The sequence below is a fragment of the Nocardia sp. NPDC060220 genome (assembly GCF_042727815.1).
Taxonomy (GTDB): domain Bacteria; phylum Actinomycetota; class Actinomycetes; order Mycobacteriales; family Mycobacteriaceae; genus Nocardia.
The window spans coordinates 1-15,406 of the sequence record NZ_JBHWZY010000056.1; the positions used below are offsets into that span (position 1 = coordinate 1).

Here is a 15,406-nt window from a genome sequence, read left to right on the forward strand (position 1 = left end):
GGATGCCCGACGGATCCGAGCCCGCGCCCTGCGCCATCTCCGGCTTGCCGCCACCACGCCCGGCGATACTCGGTCCGAAGGCCGCGACCAGATCGCCGGACTTGAAGCCGAGATCCTGGGCGGCCTTGTTCACGGTCACCACGAACGGTGCCTTGCCCTCGACGTTGCCGAGCAGCACGACCACGGCGGCCTCACTGCCGAGACGGCCACGGATATCGGTGGCCAGCGTCCGCAGGTCACCGGCCGACACACCCTCGGGCGCCGCGGCGGCCACCAGACGCACCGCACCGACCCGCTCGGCCTGCTCGGCGAAGGTGCCCGCCGACGACAGCACCGCGGCGATCTTGGTGCGCTCCAGTTCCTTCTCGGCCACCTTGAGCCGCTCCACGAGCTGCTCCACGCGCCCCGGCACCTCGTCGGAGGGCACCTTCAGCGACGACGCGACACCGGCCAGCAGCGCCCGCTCCTTGGCCAGGTACTTGTAGGAGTCGAGGCCGACGAAGGCCTCGACGCGGCGCACACCGGAACCGACCGAGGCCTCACCCAGCAGGGTGATCGGGCCGATCTGCGAGGAGTGCTCCACGTGGGTGCCGCCGCACAGCTCCATCGAGAACGGGCCGCCGATCTCCACGACGCGCACCTCGTCGCCGTAGTTCTCGCCGAACAGCGCCATCGCGCCCATCTTCTTGGCGTTAGGCAGATCGGTGACGAAGGTGTTCACCGGGAAGTTCGCGCCGACAGCGTCATTGGAGACGGCCTCGATATCGGCCTTCTGCTGCTCCGACAGCGCACCCTGCCAGTTGAAGTCGAACCGCAGGTAACCCGGCTTGTTCAGCGAACCCGCCTGCACGGCGTTGGGGCCGAGGATCTGGCGCAGCGCGGCGTGCACCATGTGCGTGCCGGAGTGGCCCTGGGTGGCGCCGCGACGCCAGGCCGGATCCGCTTGCGCGAGCACGACATCGCCCTCGGTGAGCTGGCCCGACTCGACGGTGGCCTTGTGTACCCAGACCTTCTTGGCGATCTTCTGCACGTCGTTGACCTGCAGCTTCACACCCGAGGCCGTGATGGTGCCGCGGTCGGCGATCTGACCGCCGGACTCGGCGTACATCGGGCTGCGATCGAGGATGACCTCGATGTCGCGGCCTGCCGTGGCCACCGGGACGCGCACGCCGTCGGCGATCAGGGCCAGCACAGTGGCCTCGGAGGTCAGCTCGTCGAAACCGGTGAACTCGGTGGCGCCACGGTCGACCAGTTCCTTGTAGACGGTGAGGTCGGCGTGGGCGTGCTTGCGCGCCTGGGCGTCGTCCTTGGCCCGCTTGCGCTGCTCGGCCATGAGCGAGCGGAAACCGTCCTCGTCGACGGAAAGGCCCGCCTCGGCGGCCATTTCGAGGGTGAGGTCGATCGGGAAGCCGTAGGTGTCGTGCAGGGCGAACGCGTCGGAGCCGGTGATCTGCTTGCCGCCCTTGGACTTCACCGCGGTGGCGGCGTTGTCGAACAGGGTCTCGCCGGTGTTGAGGGTCTTGAGGAACGCCATCTCCTCACCGACCGACACGGTCTCGATGCGCGAGAAGTCGGTGGCCAGCTCGGGGTAGGACGGCGCCATCAGGTCGGTGACGACCTTGATCAGCTCGGCCATCACCGGCTTCTCGGCGCCGAGCAGGCGCGCCGAACGCACGATGCGGCGCAGCAGGCGGCGCAGCACATACCCGCGGCCGTCGTTGCCGGGGTTCACGCCGTCGGCGATGAGCATCGCGGCGGTGCGGGCGTGGTCGGCGATCACGCGGAAGCGCACGTCGTCGGTGTGCTCGACGCCGTAGGAGCGGCCGGTGAGTTCCTCGGCCTTGTCGATGATCGGGCGCATCAGGTCGGTCTCGTAGACGTTGTCCACGCCCTGCAGCAGGAACGCGACCCGCTCGACGCCCATGCCGGTGTCGATGTTCTGCTTGGGCAGCGGGCCGAGGATCTCGAAGTTGTCCTTGGAGATGCCCGCGCCGCGCTCGTTCTGCATGAACACGAGATTCCAGATCTCGATGTAGCGGTCCTCGTCGGCCTCCGGGCCGCCCTCGACGCCGTACTCGGGGCCGCGGTCGTAGTAGATCTCCGAACACGGGCCACACGGGCCGGGGATGCCCATCGACCAGTAGTTGTCGGCCATGCCGCGGCGCTGGATGCGGTCGGCGGGCACGCCCATCTCGAGCCACATCCGCTCGGCCTCGTCGTCGTCGAGGTAGACGGTGACCCACAGGCGCTCGGGATCGAAGCCGTAGCCGCCGTCCTCCACGCTGTCGGTGAGCAGCGTCCAGGCCAGCGTGATGGCCTCACGCTTGAAGTAGTCGCCGAAGCTGAAGTTGCCCGCCATCTGGAAGAACGTGTTGTGGCGGGTGGTGATGCCGACGTTCTCGATGTCGAGGGTGCGCACGCACTTCTGCACGCTGGTCGCGGTGGCGTACGGCGGGGTCTGCTGACCGAGGAAATACGGAACGAACTGGACCATGCCTGCGTTGACGAACAACAGGTTGGGGTCGGCCAGGATCAGCGAAGCACTGGGGACCTCGGTGTGTCCGGCACGGACGAAATGGTCCAGGAACCGTCGTCGAATCTCGTGGGTCTGCACAAATACCCAGCCTACCGGGCCGGTGCGGGTGCTTTTTCATCGACCGGGGTGGTCCGCGCCACGCCGGTGGCACAGTGGATCGACGACAATCGCGTCGTGACGAAAACCGAGCGGCTCTACGCACTCGCCGAGGAACTGCGGGCCTACAGCCCGCGACCGCGGACCGCCCGGCAGCTCGCGGCCCGCTTCGAGGTGTCGACCCGCACGATCGAACGCGATCTGGCCGCATTGGCCCAGGCCGGGGTGCCGATCATGACCGTGCCGGGGCGCTCGGGCGGGTACGCGCTCGATCGGCATCGAACGCTCGCTCCGGTGAGTCTGACGACGGCCGAGGCCACCGCCCTCGCGGTGGCGTTGCCACGGTTGGCCGGTACGCCGTTCGCCGCGGCGGCGGCTTCGGCGGTACACAAGATCGTGGCGGTCCTGCCCGAACAGGACCGAGTGCGCGCTACCGCGCTGGTGGAGCGGATCCGATTCCTGCCGGTGGATCCGGCGAGAGCGGTCTCGCCCGCGATTCTCGACGCGGTGATCCGGCGGCGAGTGCTGCGCTTGGACTACGCCGACAGCGAGGGCGTGACCACCTCGCGGGAAGTGGAACCGCTGGCGTTCCTGGCGGGCGAGGAGTGGTTTCTGTACGCCTGGTGCCGGATGCGGGCGGGGCTGCGGGGATTTCGACTCGATCGGGTGCTGGCCGCCGATGTCCTGGACGAGGCGAGTCCCGAACGCGAGGTGGACCTGTCGGCGATCCCGACGGGGTTCGGCACGCTCATCGATGTGACGGCGATCACCGACACACCGCTGTCGCGCAACGACTGAATTCTGGATGACGCAGGCCGCCGCACCCGCCGCGGCCCGACTCGAAGGAGTAGTCCATGACAACCACGACCGTCACCGCCGATCAGCTCGCCGCGACCTGGACCGAGCTGTGGAACGGCAGCACCGAACTCGCGACGGCGTTGCTCACCGACGACTTCAGCATCCGTTTCGCCTCGCCGACCCGCGACATCGCCGACGCGCTGCGCGGGCCCGCGGCGTTCGCCTCGTTCGTCGCCGAATACCGGGCGCAGCGACCCGACGTCGGGTTCGTCGTCGATTCCGACGCGGTCGGCGGTCTCGATGCCACCGGCACCGGCACATTCGCTGTCCGTTGGCATTCAACCCACGACGAGATTCCCGCGCACGGCGGGATCGACGTCTTCGAAGCGGTCGGCGGGCAACTGCGCAAGGTGTGGTCGGTCGGTGGCGCCGGTCCGTTCACGCTCGACTGACCGCACCCCGCCTCACTTGCCGCGGATGATGCGGCGCAGCTTTTCCAGACGCGGGGCGATCGTGCGTTCGTTGCCGTGGTCGGTGGGCAGGTAGTAGTCGGTGCCGACCAGTTCGTCGGGTGGGTACTGCTGGGCCACGACGCCTTCGCGGTACTTGTGCGGGAACTTGTAGCCCTGGGCGTTGCCCAGCAGGGCTGCGCCCGCGTAGTGACCGTCGCGCAGGTACGGCGGGACGGCACCGGCCTTGCCGCGTGAGACATCGGCCATCGCCGTGCCGATCGCGGTGGTCACCGCACCGGATTTCGGGGCGGTCGCGAGATGGATGGTGGCCTGCGCCAAGGCGAGTTTGCATTCGGGCAGGCCGACCTGCTGGACGACCTGGGCGGCCGCTGTCGCGGTCTGCAGGGCCATCGGGTCGGCCATGCCGATGTCCTCGCTGGCGTGGATCATCAAGCGGCGCGCGATGAAGCGGGGGTCCTCGCCCGCGGCGAGCATGCGCGCCAGATAGTGCACGGCGGCGTCGACATCGGAGCCGCGAATGGACTTGATGAACGCGCTGATCACGTCGTAGTGCTGGTCGCCCGCGCGGTCGTAGCGGACGGCAGCCTTGTCGACGGTCGCCTCCACCGTTTCCAGGTCGACGGCGCCCTCGGTCGCCGACTCGGCCGACGCCTCCAACGCGGTGAGCGCGCGGCGAGCGTCGCCGCCCGCGATCCGCACGATGTGCTCGATCGCGTCGTCGCTGACGGTGTAGGCGTCGGCGAGACCGCGCGGGTCGCTGATCGCGCGGGCGAGGACCGCGCGGATGTCGTCGGGAGTGAGCGGTTGCAGTTGCAGGACGAGCGAGCGCGACAGCAACGGGGAGACGACGGAGAACGAGGGGTTCTCGGTGGTCGCACCGACCAGCAACACGACCCGGTTCTCGACGGCGGCCAGCAGCGCGTCCTGCTGGGTCTTGGAGAAGCGGTGGATCTCGTCGATGAACAGCACGGTCTGCTCGCCCGCGGCGAGCCTGCGCCGGGCGAGGTCGATCACCGCCCGCACCTCCTTCACGCCGGCCGAGAGCGCCGACAGCGCTTCGAACCGACGGCCGGTGGCTTGCGAGAGCAACGAGGCCAGCGTGGTCTTTCCGGTGCCGGGCGGGCCGTAGAGCAGCACCGATGCCGCCCCCGACCCTTCGACGAGCCGACGCAGCGGAGACCCGGGACCGAGCAGATGCGTCTGGCCGATCACCTCGTCCAAGTTCGCCGGGCGCAGGCGGACGGCGAGCGGCGCGCCGGAGTCGCGACGGAACACCGCGTCGGCGCCGGGTTCGGCGGACGCGTGTTCGCCGGGCACGTCGAAAAGGCTGTCGCTCACGTTGTGCAGGGTACCGAGGCCCTCGGACATGTCCTGCGAAGCTCACCAACCGACCGCGGAGATCGACCAGGACCTGCCACGCAGATGGACAGTTGACCAACAATCCCCGGGTCGACTTGCGCCCGAGCGATTCGTGGGCTGTGATCGCTGATCGTGGTCGAAAACAACAGCGCCGTAACCTCCCAGCCGGTCGGGTTCGCCCGCCGCACCCTGTTCGCCGGTTCCACGGCGGTCGCGGCGGTCGCGGTGCTGGGCACCGCAGCGCCCGCGCACGCCGCGGGTGCTGTCTTCCGGCACGGCGTCGCGTCCGGCGATCCGCTACCGGACGCGGTCATCCTGTGGACCAGGGTCACGGTCGCCGAGGACGCCGCTCCAGGTTCCGGCCTCGGCGACGCGGCAGCGGTGCGCTGGGAGATCGCCACCGACGCCGGCTTCGGCACGCTCGCCGCGTCCGGCACCGTCACCGCCTCCGCCGACACCGACCACACCGTCAAGGTCGACGCGACCGGCCTCACCCCCGGTGAGGACTACTTCTACCGTTTCACCGCGCTCGGCGAGACCTCACCCGTCGGCCGCACCAGAACAGCGCCGGCACCGGACAGCGAGGTCGACCGCCTCCGCCTCGGCCTGGTCTCCTGCGCCAACTGGGAAGCAGGCTGGTTCGGCTCCTACCGGCACCTGGCCGCGCGCACCGATCTCGACGCGATCGTGCACCTCGGCGACTACATCTACGAGTACGGCCGCGGCAAGTACACCGGCCGCAACGGCGCGGTCCGCGCACACGACCCGGCGAACGAGATCGTCACCCTCACCGACTACCGCACCCGCCACGGCCAGTACAAGACCGATCCCGACCTGATGGCCCTGCACGCGGGCGTGCCGTTCATCTGCACCTGGGACGACCACGAGTCGGCCGACAACTCCTGGCGCGAGGGCGCGGAGAACCACGACCCCGCCACCGAAGGCCCCTGGGCCGACCGTAAGGCCGCGTCCACCCGCGCCTACCTGGAGTGGATGCCGGTGCGCGCCACGCGCGCCGACGGCCAGGTGCAGATCTACCGACGCCTGCGATTCGGCACGCTGGCGGAACTGTCGATGCTGGATCTGCGCACCTACCGTGACGAGGAGGCGGGGCCGGGCGGGGGCTGGCGCCACGCCGACGACCCGTCGCGCACCATCACCGGCCGCGCCCAGATGGCGTGGCTCACCGCGGGACTCACCTCCTCCCCCACCCGCTGGAAGCTGGTCGGCAATTCGGTGATGGTCGCGCCGCTGGTGTTCCCGCCACTGGAAGCGGCCACGACCCAGGCGATCACCGAGGCACTCGGTATTCCGCAGGGCGGGATCACCGTCAACGGCGACCAGTGGGACGGCTACACCGCCGACCGCACCACGCTGTTCCGGGCGATCGCCGACAACGAAGTGGGCGACGTCGTGTTCCTCACCGGCGACATCCACACCTCCTGGGCCGCCGACCTGCCGGTGAACGCCGCGAACTACCCGGGCGGACCGACTGTCGGCGCGGAGTTCGTGATCCCGTCGGTCACCTCCTCGAGTGTCGGCGACCTGCTGAAGATGCCCGCTCGCACCGCGTCGGTACCGGCGGAAGAGGCCATCAAGGCAGCCAACCACCACCTGCGTTACGTCGAGCTCGACTCGCACGGTTTCGGCGTGCTCGAGGTGACCGCGACGCAGACGCAGATGGACTGGTTCTACCTCGCCGATGTCACCGATCCCGCGACGGGCGTGCGCCACGGCGCGTCGTTCGCCGTTCCGGCGGGCGGTCGGCTCGAACCGCGGCCGACGCCGATGCCCTGACCGGGGTTCGCCGCGACGCGGCGGAAATCGGCGCAGAATTCTTCGGACAGGGTTGTCGATTGCGCTCGTGGTCGCTCGTCGAGTGAGTACGGCACCCGACGAGCGGGCAGCCCCACACCCGAAGGAGCACATCATGAGCCAGTACCTGGTCCTGATCTACGGCGACGAAGCCACCTACGCCGCGTACTCCCCCACCGAGTTCGACGACATGCTCGCCGCGCATCGCACCTTCCAGCAGATCGCCGGTGACGCCAATCTCGGTGGGCAGGCGTTGCAGCCCACCGCGACCGCCACCACGATCCGCCACGACGCCAACGGCGAGGTCGTCATCACCGACGGGCCGTTCGCCGAGGCGAAGGAAGCGCTCGGCGGCTACTACTTGTTGGAGGCGCCCGACCTGGATGCCGCGATCGCGATCGCCGCGCGGGTGCCTGCCCCCACCGGTGGCGTCGAGGTTCGCCCGATCCAGGTCTACCCGCAGTCGTGACCACGGTGGCGGCCGCGGCCGTCGAGCAGGCGCACCGTCGTGAATGGGCCTTCGTGCTCGCCGCGACGGTGCGGCTGGTCCGCGATTTCGACCTCGCCGAGGAATGCGTCCAGGATGCCTACGCGACGGCCCTCACCGTCTGGGCGAGCGACGGTGTCCCGGCCAAGCCCGGCGCCTGGCTGACGACGGTCGCGCGACGCCGGGGCCTCGACCTGCTCCGTCGCGACAGCACCTTCCGGCGGGCGCTGCCCCAGCTCGTCGTCGACGAGCCGGTCGCCGACACCGCCGATCTGGCGCTGGCCGACCTGGACGACCCGGCGATCCCCGACGACCGATTGCGGCTGATCAGCACCTGCTGTCACCCCGCGCTCGCACCGCAGGCACAGGTCGCGCTGACTCTGCGGCTGGTCTGCGGTGTCACCACCGCCGAGGTGGCTCGCGCGTTCCTGGTGAGCGAGTCGACGATGGCCGCGCGCATCACCCGAGCCAAGAAGAAGATCGCGGTCGCGGCCATTCCGTATCGGGTGCCCTCGGTGCGGGAACTGCCGCAGCGGCTCGATTCCATCTGCGCGGTGATCCATCTGCTGTTCACCACCGGCCATACCGCGCCGGCGGGTGAGGTGCTGGTCCGTGCCGATCTCGTCGACCGGTCGCTGCAGTTGGCCAGGATGATGCACGCGCTGGTCCCCGACGACCCGTCCGTGACCGGGCTGCTGGCGCTGATCCTGCTCACCGACGCCCGCCGGGCAGCGCGCGTCGACGACGACGGCAATCTGTGCACGCTCGAACACCAGGACCGCGAGCGCTGGGATCACGCGGCCATCGCCGAGGGCATCGCGCTGGTGAAACACGCTCTGCCACATACCGACCGGTATACCTTGCAGGCCGCGATCGCCGCGGTCCACGACGAGGCACCCACGTGGGCCGACACCGACTGGCGAGAGATCATCGGACTGTATCGACTGTTGCTGCGCGATTCCGCGTCGCCGGTCGCGCTGCTCAATCACGCCATCGCGGTCGGTCTCGCCGGCGATCCGGCGCAGGCGCTGGCCTTACTGCATCCGCTCGGCGCGGAACCGGCGCTGGCGACCTACGGCTATCTCGACGCCGCCCGCGCCGCTTTCCTCGCCGATCTCGGACGTACCGAGGAGGCGATCGCCGCCTACGAGTCGGCGTTGCTGCTCACCGACAACGCGGTCGAACGTGCCCATCTGCGTGACAAACTCGTCGCGCTGACGAGCTGACCGGCACCGGGCAACTCGGATCAGGCGCCTTCGGCGGCCAGCTCCCGCTTCCACTCGCGGAAGCCCTCCTCGGTGCGGCCGCGCCGCCAGTACCCCGAGACCGAGACCCATTTCGGCGCGACGGCACGTTCCTTGCGCAGGTAGGGACGCAGCTGACGCATCACGGCCTCGGCCTCCCCGTGCACGAACGCGTGGACCTGTCCGGGCAGCCACTCGGCCGCGCGCACCGCGGCCACCAGTGGTGAGTGGGCCCCGGCGAGGTCGTCGGTGATCCGGTCCGAGGACACCCCGCGATGCACCCACTGCAGGCGCAGGTCGGCGGGCGAGTCGAGGGCGATCTCGTCTTCGGTGCCGCCCACTTCGACGAACACCAGGGCGGGCACACCGGCGGGTAGCGCCTCGAGCGCGGCCGCGATGGCCGGCAGCGCCGACTCGTCGCCGGCGAACAGGTACCAGTCGGCCGCCGGGTCGGGCGCGAACGCACCGCCGGGTCCGTTCAACCAGAACCGCGCGCCCGGCTCCACCGAGCGCGCCCATGGCCCGGCGATGCCCTCGTCGCCGTGCACCACGAAGTCGATGCTGATCTCGCGTCGCTGCGGATCGAAGGACCGCACGGTGTAGGTGCGCAGCACAGGCTGGCTCTCCGGGCCGAGCGTCGCGCGCACAGTGTCGAGATCGAACGGCTCGGGGTAGTCGACGCCGGGCACCGGAAAGATCAACTTCACATAGGCATCGGTGAACCCGTTCGGGCTGAATCCGTCCGAGACCGTGCCGACCACCCGCACCAGGTGCGGGGTCAACCACTGCTTGCGGACGACTGTGACGGTGACCGGTATCGGCACGGCTGCTCCCAACTCCTCAGATCCCTGCCGACGGTACCCGTGTCGCGCCGGGAAATGGGGAGCCCGCTCGGCGGCGCTACTCCGACCAGCGCTCTTCGAGCATCGCCGAGACCTGTTCGGCGAAGTCGCCGACCGCGTCGTCGCCGGTCATCCTCGCGTCCTCGGCCAGCGCCGACCACCGGTTGATCAGCGCCTCCGAGCGCGGCACCGACAGCCCGTGCTCACGCGCGGTGGCGATGCGGGCGTGGTCGGCGGGCAGGAACCAGTACGTCGACAGCCAGACCCAGATCAGCCGGGCTTCGAGGATTCGTTCGGCCAGCACGGTGTCGTCGGCCAGCGACGGCCATACACCGACCACGGCCGAACGCCAGGCCTCGACCATCTCCTTGGCACGGCTGCGCGAGAGTTCGAAATCGCACAGGCAGCCGGGGAAGGAGACCAGCGCGTAGGCGATGTCGAGGGTGGCGTCGCGGAAACCGCCCCACTCGTAGTCGAGGAACCGCGCGCCTTCCTCGTTCATGATCACGTTGTCGGGGCACAGGTCCGACGGGCTGAACGCGCGGTAGCGGCCGCCGGTGAACAGACGGTTGCCGTGCACGATGCGCTCGGCGATCTCCCCGGGCACCTCGACGCCGAACTCGGCTTCGAGCAGACCTGGAACCTCGGCGATGGCAGCCTGCGCCTGCTGGGCGATCCCGTCGACGCGATGCGCCGAGTCGACCCGGCGCATCAGGGCGACGAAGTCGGGTTCGCGGCCGACGGTCGCGGCGTGCATCCGGCCGAGCGCCTGAGCGAACGCCATCAGCGAGTTGCGGGTGCCCGGCTCGACACGCGCCTGCAGCACCGAGGTGAGTAAGGCGTTCTCGCCGAGGTCCGACAGCACGAGGAGCCGGTCGGGAACGCTGTGGGCGATCAGGAAGGCTCCGGGGCGCTGTTCGCGACTCAGCGCGGTGGTGAACTGGTAGGACACCGCCTCGCGCAGGAACGCGGCGTCGATGCTGGCGACGCCGGGCGCCAGACCACCGATGCGGCGGTCAGGACTGGAACCGCGCACCTGCTTCACGATCAGGGTGCGCGGCAACGAAAATGCGTTTTCCGCAACACGCACGCGTAGGACTGTCGTCCTACCACTGCCGCTGAGCTCCATCGGATCACTCAGCTTTACCGGAGCACCCATTCGCTTTGTGAGCAACTGTTGTGCTGCGGACACGACGTCGGCGGCGCGTTCGGCCAATAGTGCGGTCATCGCCTCTCAAGCTACTCGTACCCGGTCACTTCTAGCGAGCGGTTGGACAACCTTTCCGCGTCGCTCGGCGTGTTGGCGCCGAGGTTGCGCGTGTGTGCCTGTTCGCTTGACACATCAGCCGGTCGTCGGGTTTTCTCATCGTGAACTGCTGTGCGCCACACCGCAAACCGGTTGAGTCGAAAGGTCTATCACAGTGACCGACACTCCGTACGCCGCATCGAGCGATTCGCCGGGCGGGTCGCCTGTTCCGGGCGGTGGCGGACAGTTCGCCGGCCCCACGGGCAGACATGAGGGCACCGGGCAGCCACCGGCTCCCGGTCCGGGACCGAGCAGGCACGGAATGGCCGGTGGCGCAGGCTATCCGCAATTCGAGGGACCCGGCGCCGCCCAGTACGGGCAGGAGCCGGTCGAGCCGCCGCCACCGATTGCCGGACGCGGGGGGCCCACACCGCAGTACGGGCCCGCGGGCACGGGCTCCGGTTACGCCGTCCCCCAGGCGAAACCGGAGAATCCGGTATACCCCGCATCCGGCGTGTCGCAGGGCGGTGCCGGGCAGACGCCCGGTTACTACCATTCGGGAGCACAAGCCCTCGATATCGGCCGTTCGCTGAGCTACGGCTGGGAACGATTCCGGGCCAATCCTGGTCCGTGGCTCGGCGTCACCGCGGTGGGCGTGCTGATCTATCTCGGCTTCGTCGCCGTGGTCCAGATCGTCGAGCCGACGTCGCCGTTCAGCGTGCTGTTGCTGTTCTTGATGGTGATCGTCGCACTGTGGCTGCTGCAGGCGGCGATGGTGCGCGGCGCGCTCTACGAAACCGACGGATACCCACCGGCTTTCGGGTCGTATTTCCGGTTCGTGAACGCGGGCAATGTCCTGCTCACCTCGCTGCTCGCCTTCACCGTCACGCTGCTCGCCTCGACGCTGTGCCTGCTGCCCGGCATCGTCGCCGGGTTCCTGTGCATGTTCTCGATGCACTTCGTGATCGACCAGGACTACGGTCCGGTGGAAGCGATCAAGGCGAGCGCGCAACTGGTGCTGGCGAACCTGTGGGCGGCGCTGCTGCTGGCGCTCACCATCACGCTGGTCACCCTCGTCGGCGCGATACTGTGCGGGCTCGGCCTGTTCGTCGCGGGGCCGGTATGCGTCATCGCGGTCACCTACTCCTACCGGATGCTGACGGCGGGACCGGTCGCCCGCGTCTGAGGTCAGCGGTCGAGTGCGGACCGCATGCCGATGGCCCGCTTGAATCGCCCGAGCGGACCGTCCGTGTCCCCCGCCCGGGGTCGCAACTCGAGCACGATCACCCCGGCCACGACGATGCCGAGCAGGTTCACCGCGAGCTGACCGACCGATTCGAACGCGCGATGCCACTGACCGATCGTCGCCGCCACCACCGCGTAGCCCGCGGCAGGCACGGTGGTGACCGAGATGAACACCCCGATCAGGGCCGCCGACTTCGCGGTGACCAGCGACAGCATCCCTGCCGCACCGGCGAGTAGCGCCACGACCAGCGAGAACGGCCCCACCTCGTAGATGAAGTCGACATTGTGCGCGTCGATGACACCCTTGGTGGTGATCCAGCCCAGCTGCTGCCACACCAGGGTCGCGCCGAGCGTGATCACCATCGCCACCGGGAAGGCCACGGCAAGCGCGAGTACCGAACGCCGGGCCAGCCGCCAGTTACGGCGAACCAGTGCGACCGACAGCGCTGCCAGCGGCCCGAACTCCGGACCCACCACCATCGCGCCGACGATGGTGACCGGCGAGTTGGTCGCCACACCGATCGAGGCCAGCAGACAGGCGATCGTCAGAAACGCCACAAAGGTGGCGTTGAGCGAGGATTCCTCGTGCGTCTCCTTGAGCAACTGCTCCCAGACGACCGCGTCGCTCGGGTCGCCCGGCGCCGCGTGGACCGCGCGATCGGCGGCGTCGGACAGCACCGCCGTGATCGGTTCCAGCGTGATCCCGCCGGTGTGAACGATGCCGAGCGCCTTCACATCGGCGAGGACCTTGTTGCCCGCCTCGCGCGCCACATCGGCCTGGACCAGATCGCCCGGCGGGTCGAGGGCGATCCCGCGCGCCACCGTCAGATGAGTGACACCGGCGTCCTCCTCGAGCACCCGCACCACGGCGTCGGTCTGCTCGGGCGGGCTGATCACTCGCAGATGTAGCACCCGGTGTCCTCCTGGTCGGTCCCGCCGTCGCGATCGGGAACTGACCAGAAGGTACCGGGCTACCTCCGATGACCGCTATTTCTCGGCCGCAACAACTTTCGGCGCGTCGGCGGCGTCGCCCTTGCCCTTGGCCTCGGGCTTGGCGTCGATGCCCGCTTCCTTGCGCTGCTGCGCGGTGATCTGCGCGGGTGCGTCGGTGAGCGGGTCGACGCCGCCACCGGTCTTCGGGAACGCGATCACCTCGCGGATCGAGTCCTCGCCCGCCAGCAGCGCGGTGATGCGGTCCCAGCCGAAGGCGATGCCGCCCATGGGCGGGGCGCCGAAGGAGAAGGCATCGAGCAGGAAGCCGAACTTCTCCTGGGCCTCGTCGTGGTCGATGCCCATCACCTTGAACACGCGTTCCTGCACGTCGCGGCGGTGGATACGGATGGAACCGCCGCCGATCTCGTTGCCGTTGCAGACGATGTCGTAGGCGTAGGCCAGCGCCGCACCGGGGTCGGTGTCGAAGGTATCGATCGACTCCGGCTTCGGCGAGGTGAACGCGTGGTGCACCGCGGTCCAGGCCGAGTAGCCGAGGGCCACGTCGCCGCTGGCGGTGGCATCGGCGGTGGGCTCGAACATCGGGGCGTCGACGATCCAGACGAAGGCCCAGGCGTTCGGGTCGATGAGGTCGCACTTGCGGGCGATCTCGCCGCGCGCGGCACCGAGCAGGGCACGCTGTGCCTTGGTGGGGCCTGCCGCGAAGAACACGCAGTCGCCGGGTTCGGCGCCGACATGCTTGGCCAGGCCTTCACGTTCGGCATCGGTCAGGTTCTTGGCGACCGGGCCGCCGAGGGTGCCGTCTTCGTTGATCAGGATGTACGCGAGGCCCTTGGCGCCGCGCTGCTTCGCCCAGTCCTGCCACGCGTCGAGCTGGCGCCGAGGCTGGCTCGCACCACCCGGCATCACGACCGCGCCGACGTACTCCGCCTGGAACACCCGGAAAGGGGTGTCCTTGAAGTACTCGGCGCATTCGGTGATCTCGATCCCGAAGCGCAGGTCGGGCTTGTCGGAGCCGTAGCGCCGCATCGCCTCCGCGTAGGTCATGTGCGGGATCGGGGTGACGATCTCGTGGCCGACCAGCTTCCACAGGGCGGTCAGGATGTCCTCGGCCAGCAGGATCACGTCTTCCTGGCGCACGAAGCTCATCTCGATGTCGAGCTGGGTGAACTCGGGCTGACGGTCGGCGCGGAAGTCCTCGTCGCGGTAGCAGCGCGCGATCTGGTAGTACCGCTCGATGCCGCCGACCATCAGCAGCTGCTTGAACAGCTGCGGGCTCTGCGGCAGGGCGTAGAAGCTACCCGGCTGCAAGCGCGCGGGAACCAGGAAGTCGCGGGCACCCTCGGGAGTCGAGCGGGTGAGCGTGGGGGTCTCGACCTCGACGAAGTCGTGGTTGGCCAGCACATCGCGAGCCGCGGCGTTGACCTTGGAGCGCAGGCGGATGGCGTGGCCGGGGCCTTCGCGGCGCAGGTCCAGGTAGCGGTACTTGAGGCGGGCCTCGTCGCCGGGGGTCTCGTCGAGCTGGAACGGCAGCGGCGCGCTCTCGTTGAGCACGACCAGTTCCTTGGCGTCGACCTCGATCTGCCCGGTCGGCAGCTCGGGGTTCTCGTTGCCGTCGGGACGCCGTTCCACCACACCGGTGACCTGCACACAGTATTCCGCGCGCAGCTTGTGGGCCTGCTCGGCCGCCTCGCCCTCGCGGAAAACCACCTGCGAGACGCCCGAGGCGTCGCGCAGATCGATGAAGGTCACACCACCGTGGTCACGACGCCTCGCCACCCAGCCGGTGAGGGTGACGGTCTGACCGGCGTGCTCGCCTCGCAGCGAACCAGCCAAGTGGGTGCGCAGCACGGTATTCCTTTCGACAGACTTTCACGGACTTGTCGCACCGGCGCAGATGACCGTGTGCACTGCCATCGTAGTGAGACACGGTGCCCGGATGAAAACCGATATCTTCCTCACCGTGTCAAGCTTGTGACACCTGTCCGCCGTCGCCGCTCCCGCCGACGGTGAATCGCGCTGTGAGACAGCTGGACAACCGAGCGAAGGCGAGTACCGCGATGACCTTCAACGAAGGTATGCAGATCGATCCCGGCCGGGCGTCGTCGGGCGGCGGACCCGGCATGGGCGGCAAACTCGCCCTCGGCGGCGGCGCGGGCGGTCTGATCCTGTTGGTGATCACATTGCTCCTCGGCGGGGATCCGGGGACGGTGCTCGGCAACTTCACCGGCGCGCAGAGCGGGCAGCAGGCACAGCCGGGGACCGCGGGAACGCCGACCCACTGCAAAACCGGCGCCGATGCGAACAAGTACGT

At 69.1% G+C, this 15,406-nt stretch carries 13 protein-coding genes; 7 read left to right on the forward strand and 6 right to left on the reverse strand.

What is annotated here, in order from left to right:
- The coding region (alaS, locus tag ACFWF3_RS04760; protein WP_379312452.1) for an alanine--tRNA ligase at window positions 1–2,614 on the reverse strand (2,614 nt) is incomplete at its 3' end.
- Window positions 2,615–2,710: 96 nt separating this feature from the next.
- On the opposite strand from alaS, the gene ACFWF3_RS04765 reads away from it, so the two are divergent.
- Window positions 2,711–3,430: a helix-turn-helix transcriptional regulator gene (locus ACFWF3_RS04765; protein WP_379312453.1), complete on the forward strand. Its 720-nt coding sequence runs from the start codon at window positions 2,711–2,713 to the stop codon at window positions 3,428–3,430.
- Between the two features lie 56 nt (window positions 3,431–3,486).
- Window positions 3,487–3,882 carry a hypothetical protein gene (locus ACFWF3_RS04770; protein ID WP_378989016.1) on the forward strand — a complete coding sequence of 132 codons (396 nt, stop codon included), beginning with the start codon at window positions 3,487–3,489 and terminating at the stop codon, window positions 3,880–3,882.
- A gap of 12 nt (window positions 3,883–3,894) precedes the next feature.
- On the opposite strand, the gene ACFWF3_RS04775 is transcribed toward ACFWF3_RS04770, so the two are convergent.
- On the reverse strand, window positions 3,895–5,271 hold the full coding sequence (locus tag ACFWF3_RS04775) for a replication-associated recombination protein A (RefSeq protein ID WP_378989015.1): 1,377 nt from the start codon (window positions 5,269–5,271) through the stop codon (window positions 3,895–3,897).
- 123 nt (window positions 5,272–5,394) lie between these two features.
- On the opposite strand from ACFWF3_RS04775, the gene ACFWF3_RS04780 reads away from it, so the two are divergent.
- The 3 genes from ACFWF3_RS04780 to ACFWF3_RS04790 all read left to right on the forward strand — a co-directional run bounded on the left by ACFWF3_RS04780 (window position 5,395) and on the right by ACFWF3_RS04790 (window position 8,790).
- The gene (locus tag ACFWF3_RS04780; RefSeq protein WP_379312454.1) at window positions 5,395–7,059 is read left to right on the forward strand and encodes an alkaline phosphatase D family protein; all 1,665 of its coding nucleotides are present in this window, start codon (window positions 5,395–5,397) and stop codon (window positions 7,057–7,059) included.
- A 133-nt stretch (window positions 7,060–7,192) separates the two neighbouring features.
- Window positions 7,193–7,546 carry a YciI family protein gene (locus ACFWF3_RS04785; protein ID WP_379312455.1) on the forward strand — a complete coding sequence of 118 codons (354 nt, stop codon included), beginning with the start codon at window positions 7,193–7,195 and terminating at the stop codon, window positions 7,544–7,546.
- A complete protein-coding gene (locus ACFWF3_RS04790; protein WP_379312456.1) occupies window positions 7,543–8,790 on the forward strand; it encodes an RNA polymerase sigma factor in 1,248 nt (415 codons plus the stop codon). The genes ACFWF3_RS04785 and ACFWF3_RS04790 overlap by 4 nt, the downstream gene beginning before the upstream one ends.
- A 20-nt stretch (window positions 8,791–8,810) precedes the next feature.
- Here ACFWF3_RS04790 and ACFWF3_RS04795 read toward each other — a convergent pair whose 3' ends face one another.
- Both ACFWF3_RS04795 and ACFWF3_RS04800 read right to left on the reverse strand, forming a co-directional pair.
- The gene (locus ACFWF3_RS04795; RefSeq protein ID WP_379312457.1) at window positions 8,811–9,632 is read right to left on the reverse strand and encodes a siderophore-interacting protein; all 822 of its coding nucleotides are present in this window, start codon (window positions 9,630–9,632) and stop codon (window positions 8,811–8,813) included.
- Between the two features lie 76 nt (window positions 9,633–9,708).
- Window positions 9,709–10,878 carry a phosphotransferase family protein gene (locus ACFWF3_RS04800; protein ID WP_379312458.1) on the reverse strand — a complete coding sequence of 390 codons (1,170 nt, stop codon included), beginning with the start codon at window positions 10,876–10,878 and terminating at the stop codon, window positions 9,709–9,711.
- Between the two features lie 193 nt (window positions 10,879–11,071).
- Between ACFWF3_RS04800 and ACFWF3_RS04805 the strand changes: the two genes are divergently transcribed.
- On the forward strand, window positions 11,072–12,082 hold the full coding sequence (locus ACFWF3_RS04805; protein WP_378989009.1) for a hypothetical protein: 1,011 nt from the start codon (window positions 11,072–11,074) through the stop codon (window positions 12,080–12,082).
- 2 nt (window positions 12,083–12,084) lie between these two features.
- Here ACFWF3_RS04805 and ACFWF3_RS04810 read toward each other — a convergent pair whose 3' ends face one another.
- Both ACFWF3_RS04810 and aspS read right to left on the reverse strand, forming a co-directional pair.
- On the reverse strand, window positions 12,085–13,053 hold the full coding sequence (locus ACFWF3_RS04810; protein WP_379312459.1) for a DUF389 domain-containing protein: 969 nt from the start codon (window positions 13,051–13,053) through the stop codon (window positions 12,085–12,087).
- Between the two features lie 75 nt (window positions 13,054–13,128).
- Complete coding sequence (gene aspS / locus ACFWF3_RS04815; protein WP_379312460.1) at window positions 13,129–14,943, reverse strand: aspartate--tRNA ligase; 1,815 nt, start codon at window positions 14,941–14,943, stop codon at window positions 13,129–13,131.
- A gap of 209 nt (window positions 14,944–15,152) precedes the next feature.
- Between aspS and ACFWF3_RS04820 the strand changes: the two genes are divergently transcribed.
- Window positions 15,153–15,406, forward strand: a 254-nt coding sequence (locus tag ACFWF3_RS04820) for a neutral zinc metallopeptidase (protein ID WP_379312461.1), incomplete at its 3' end; no start/stop codon positions are given.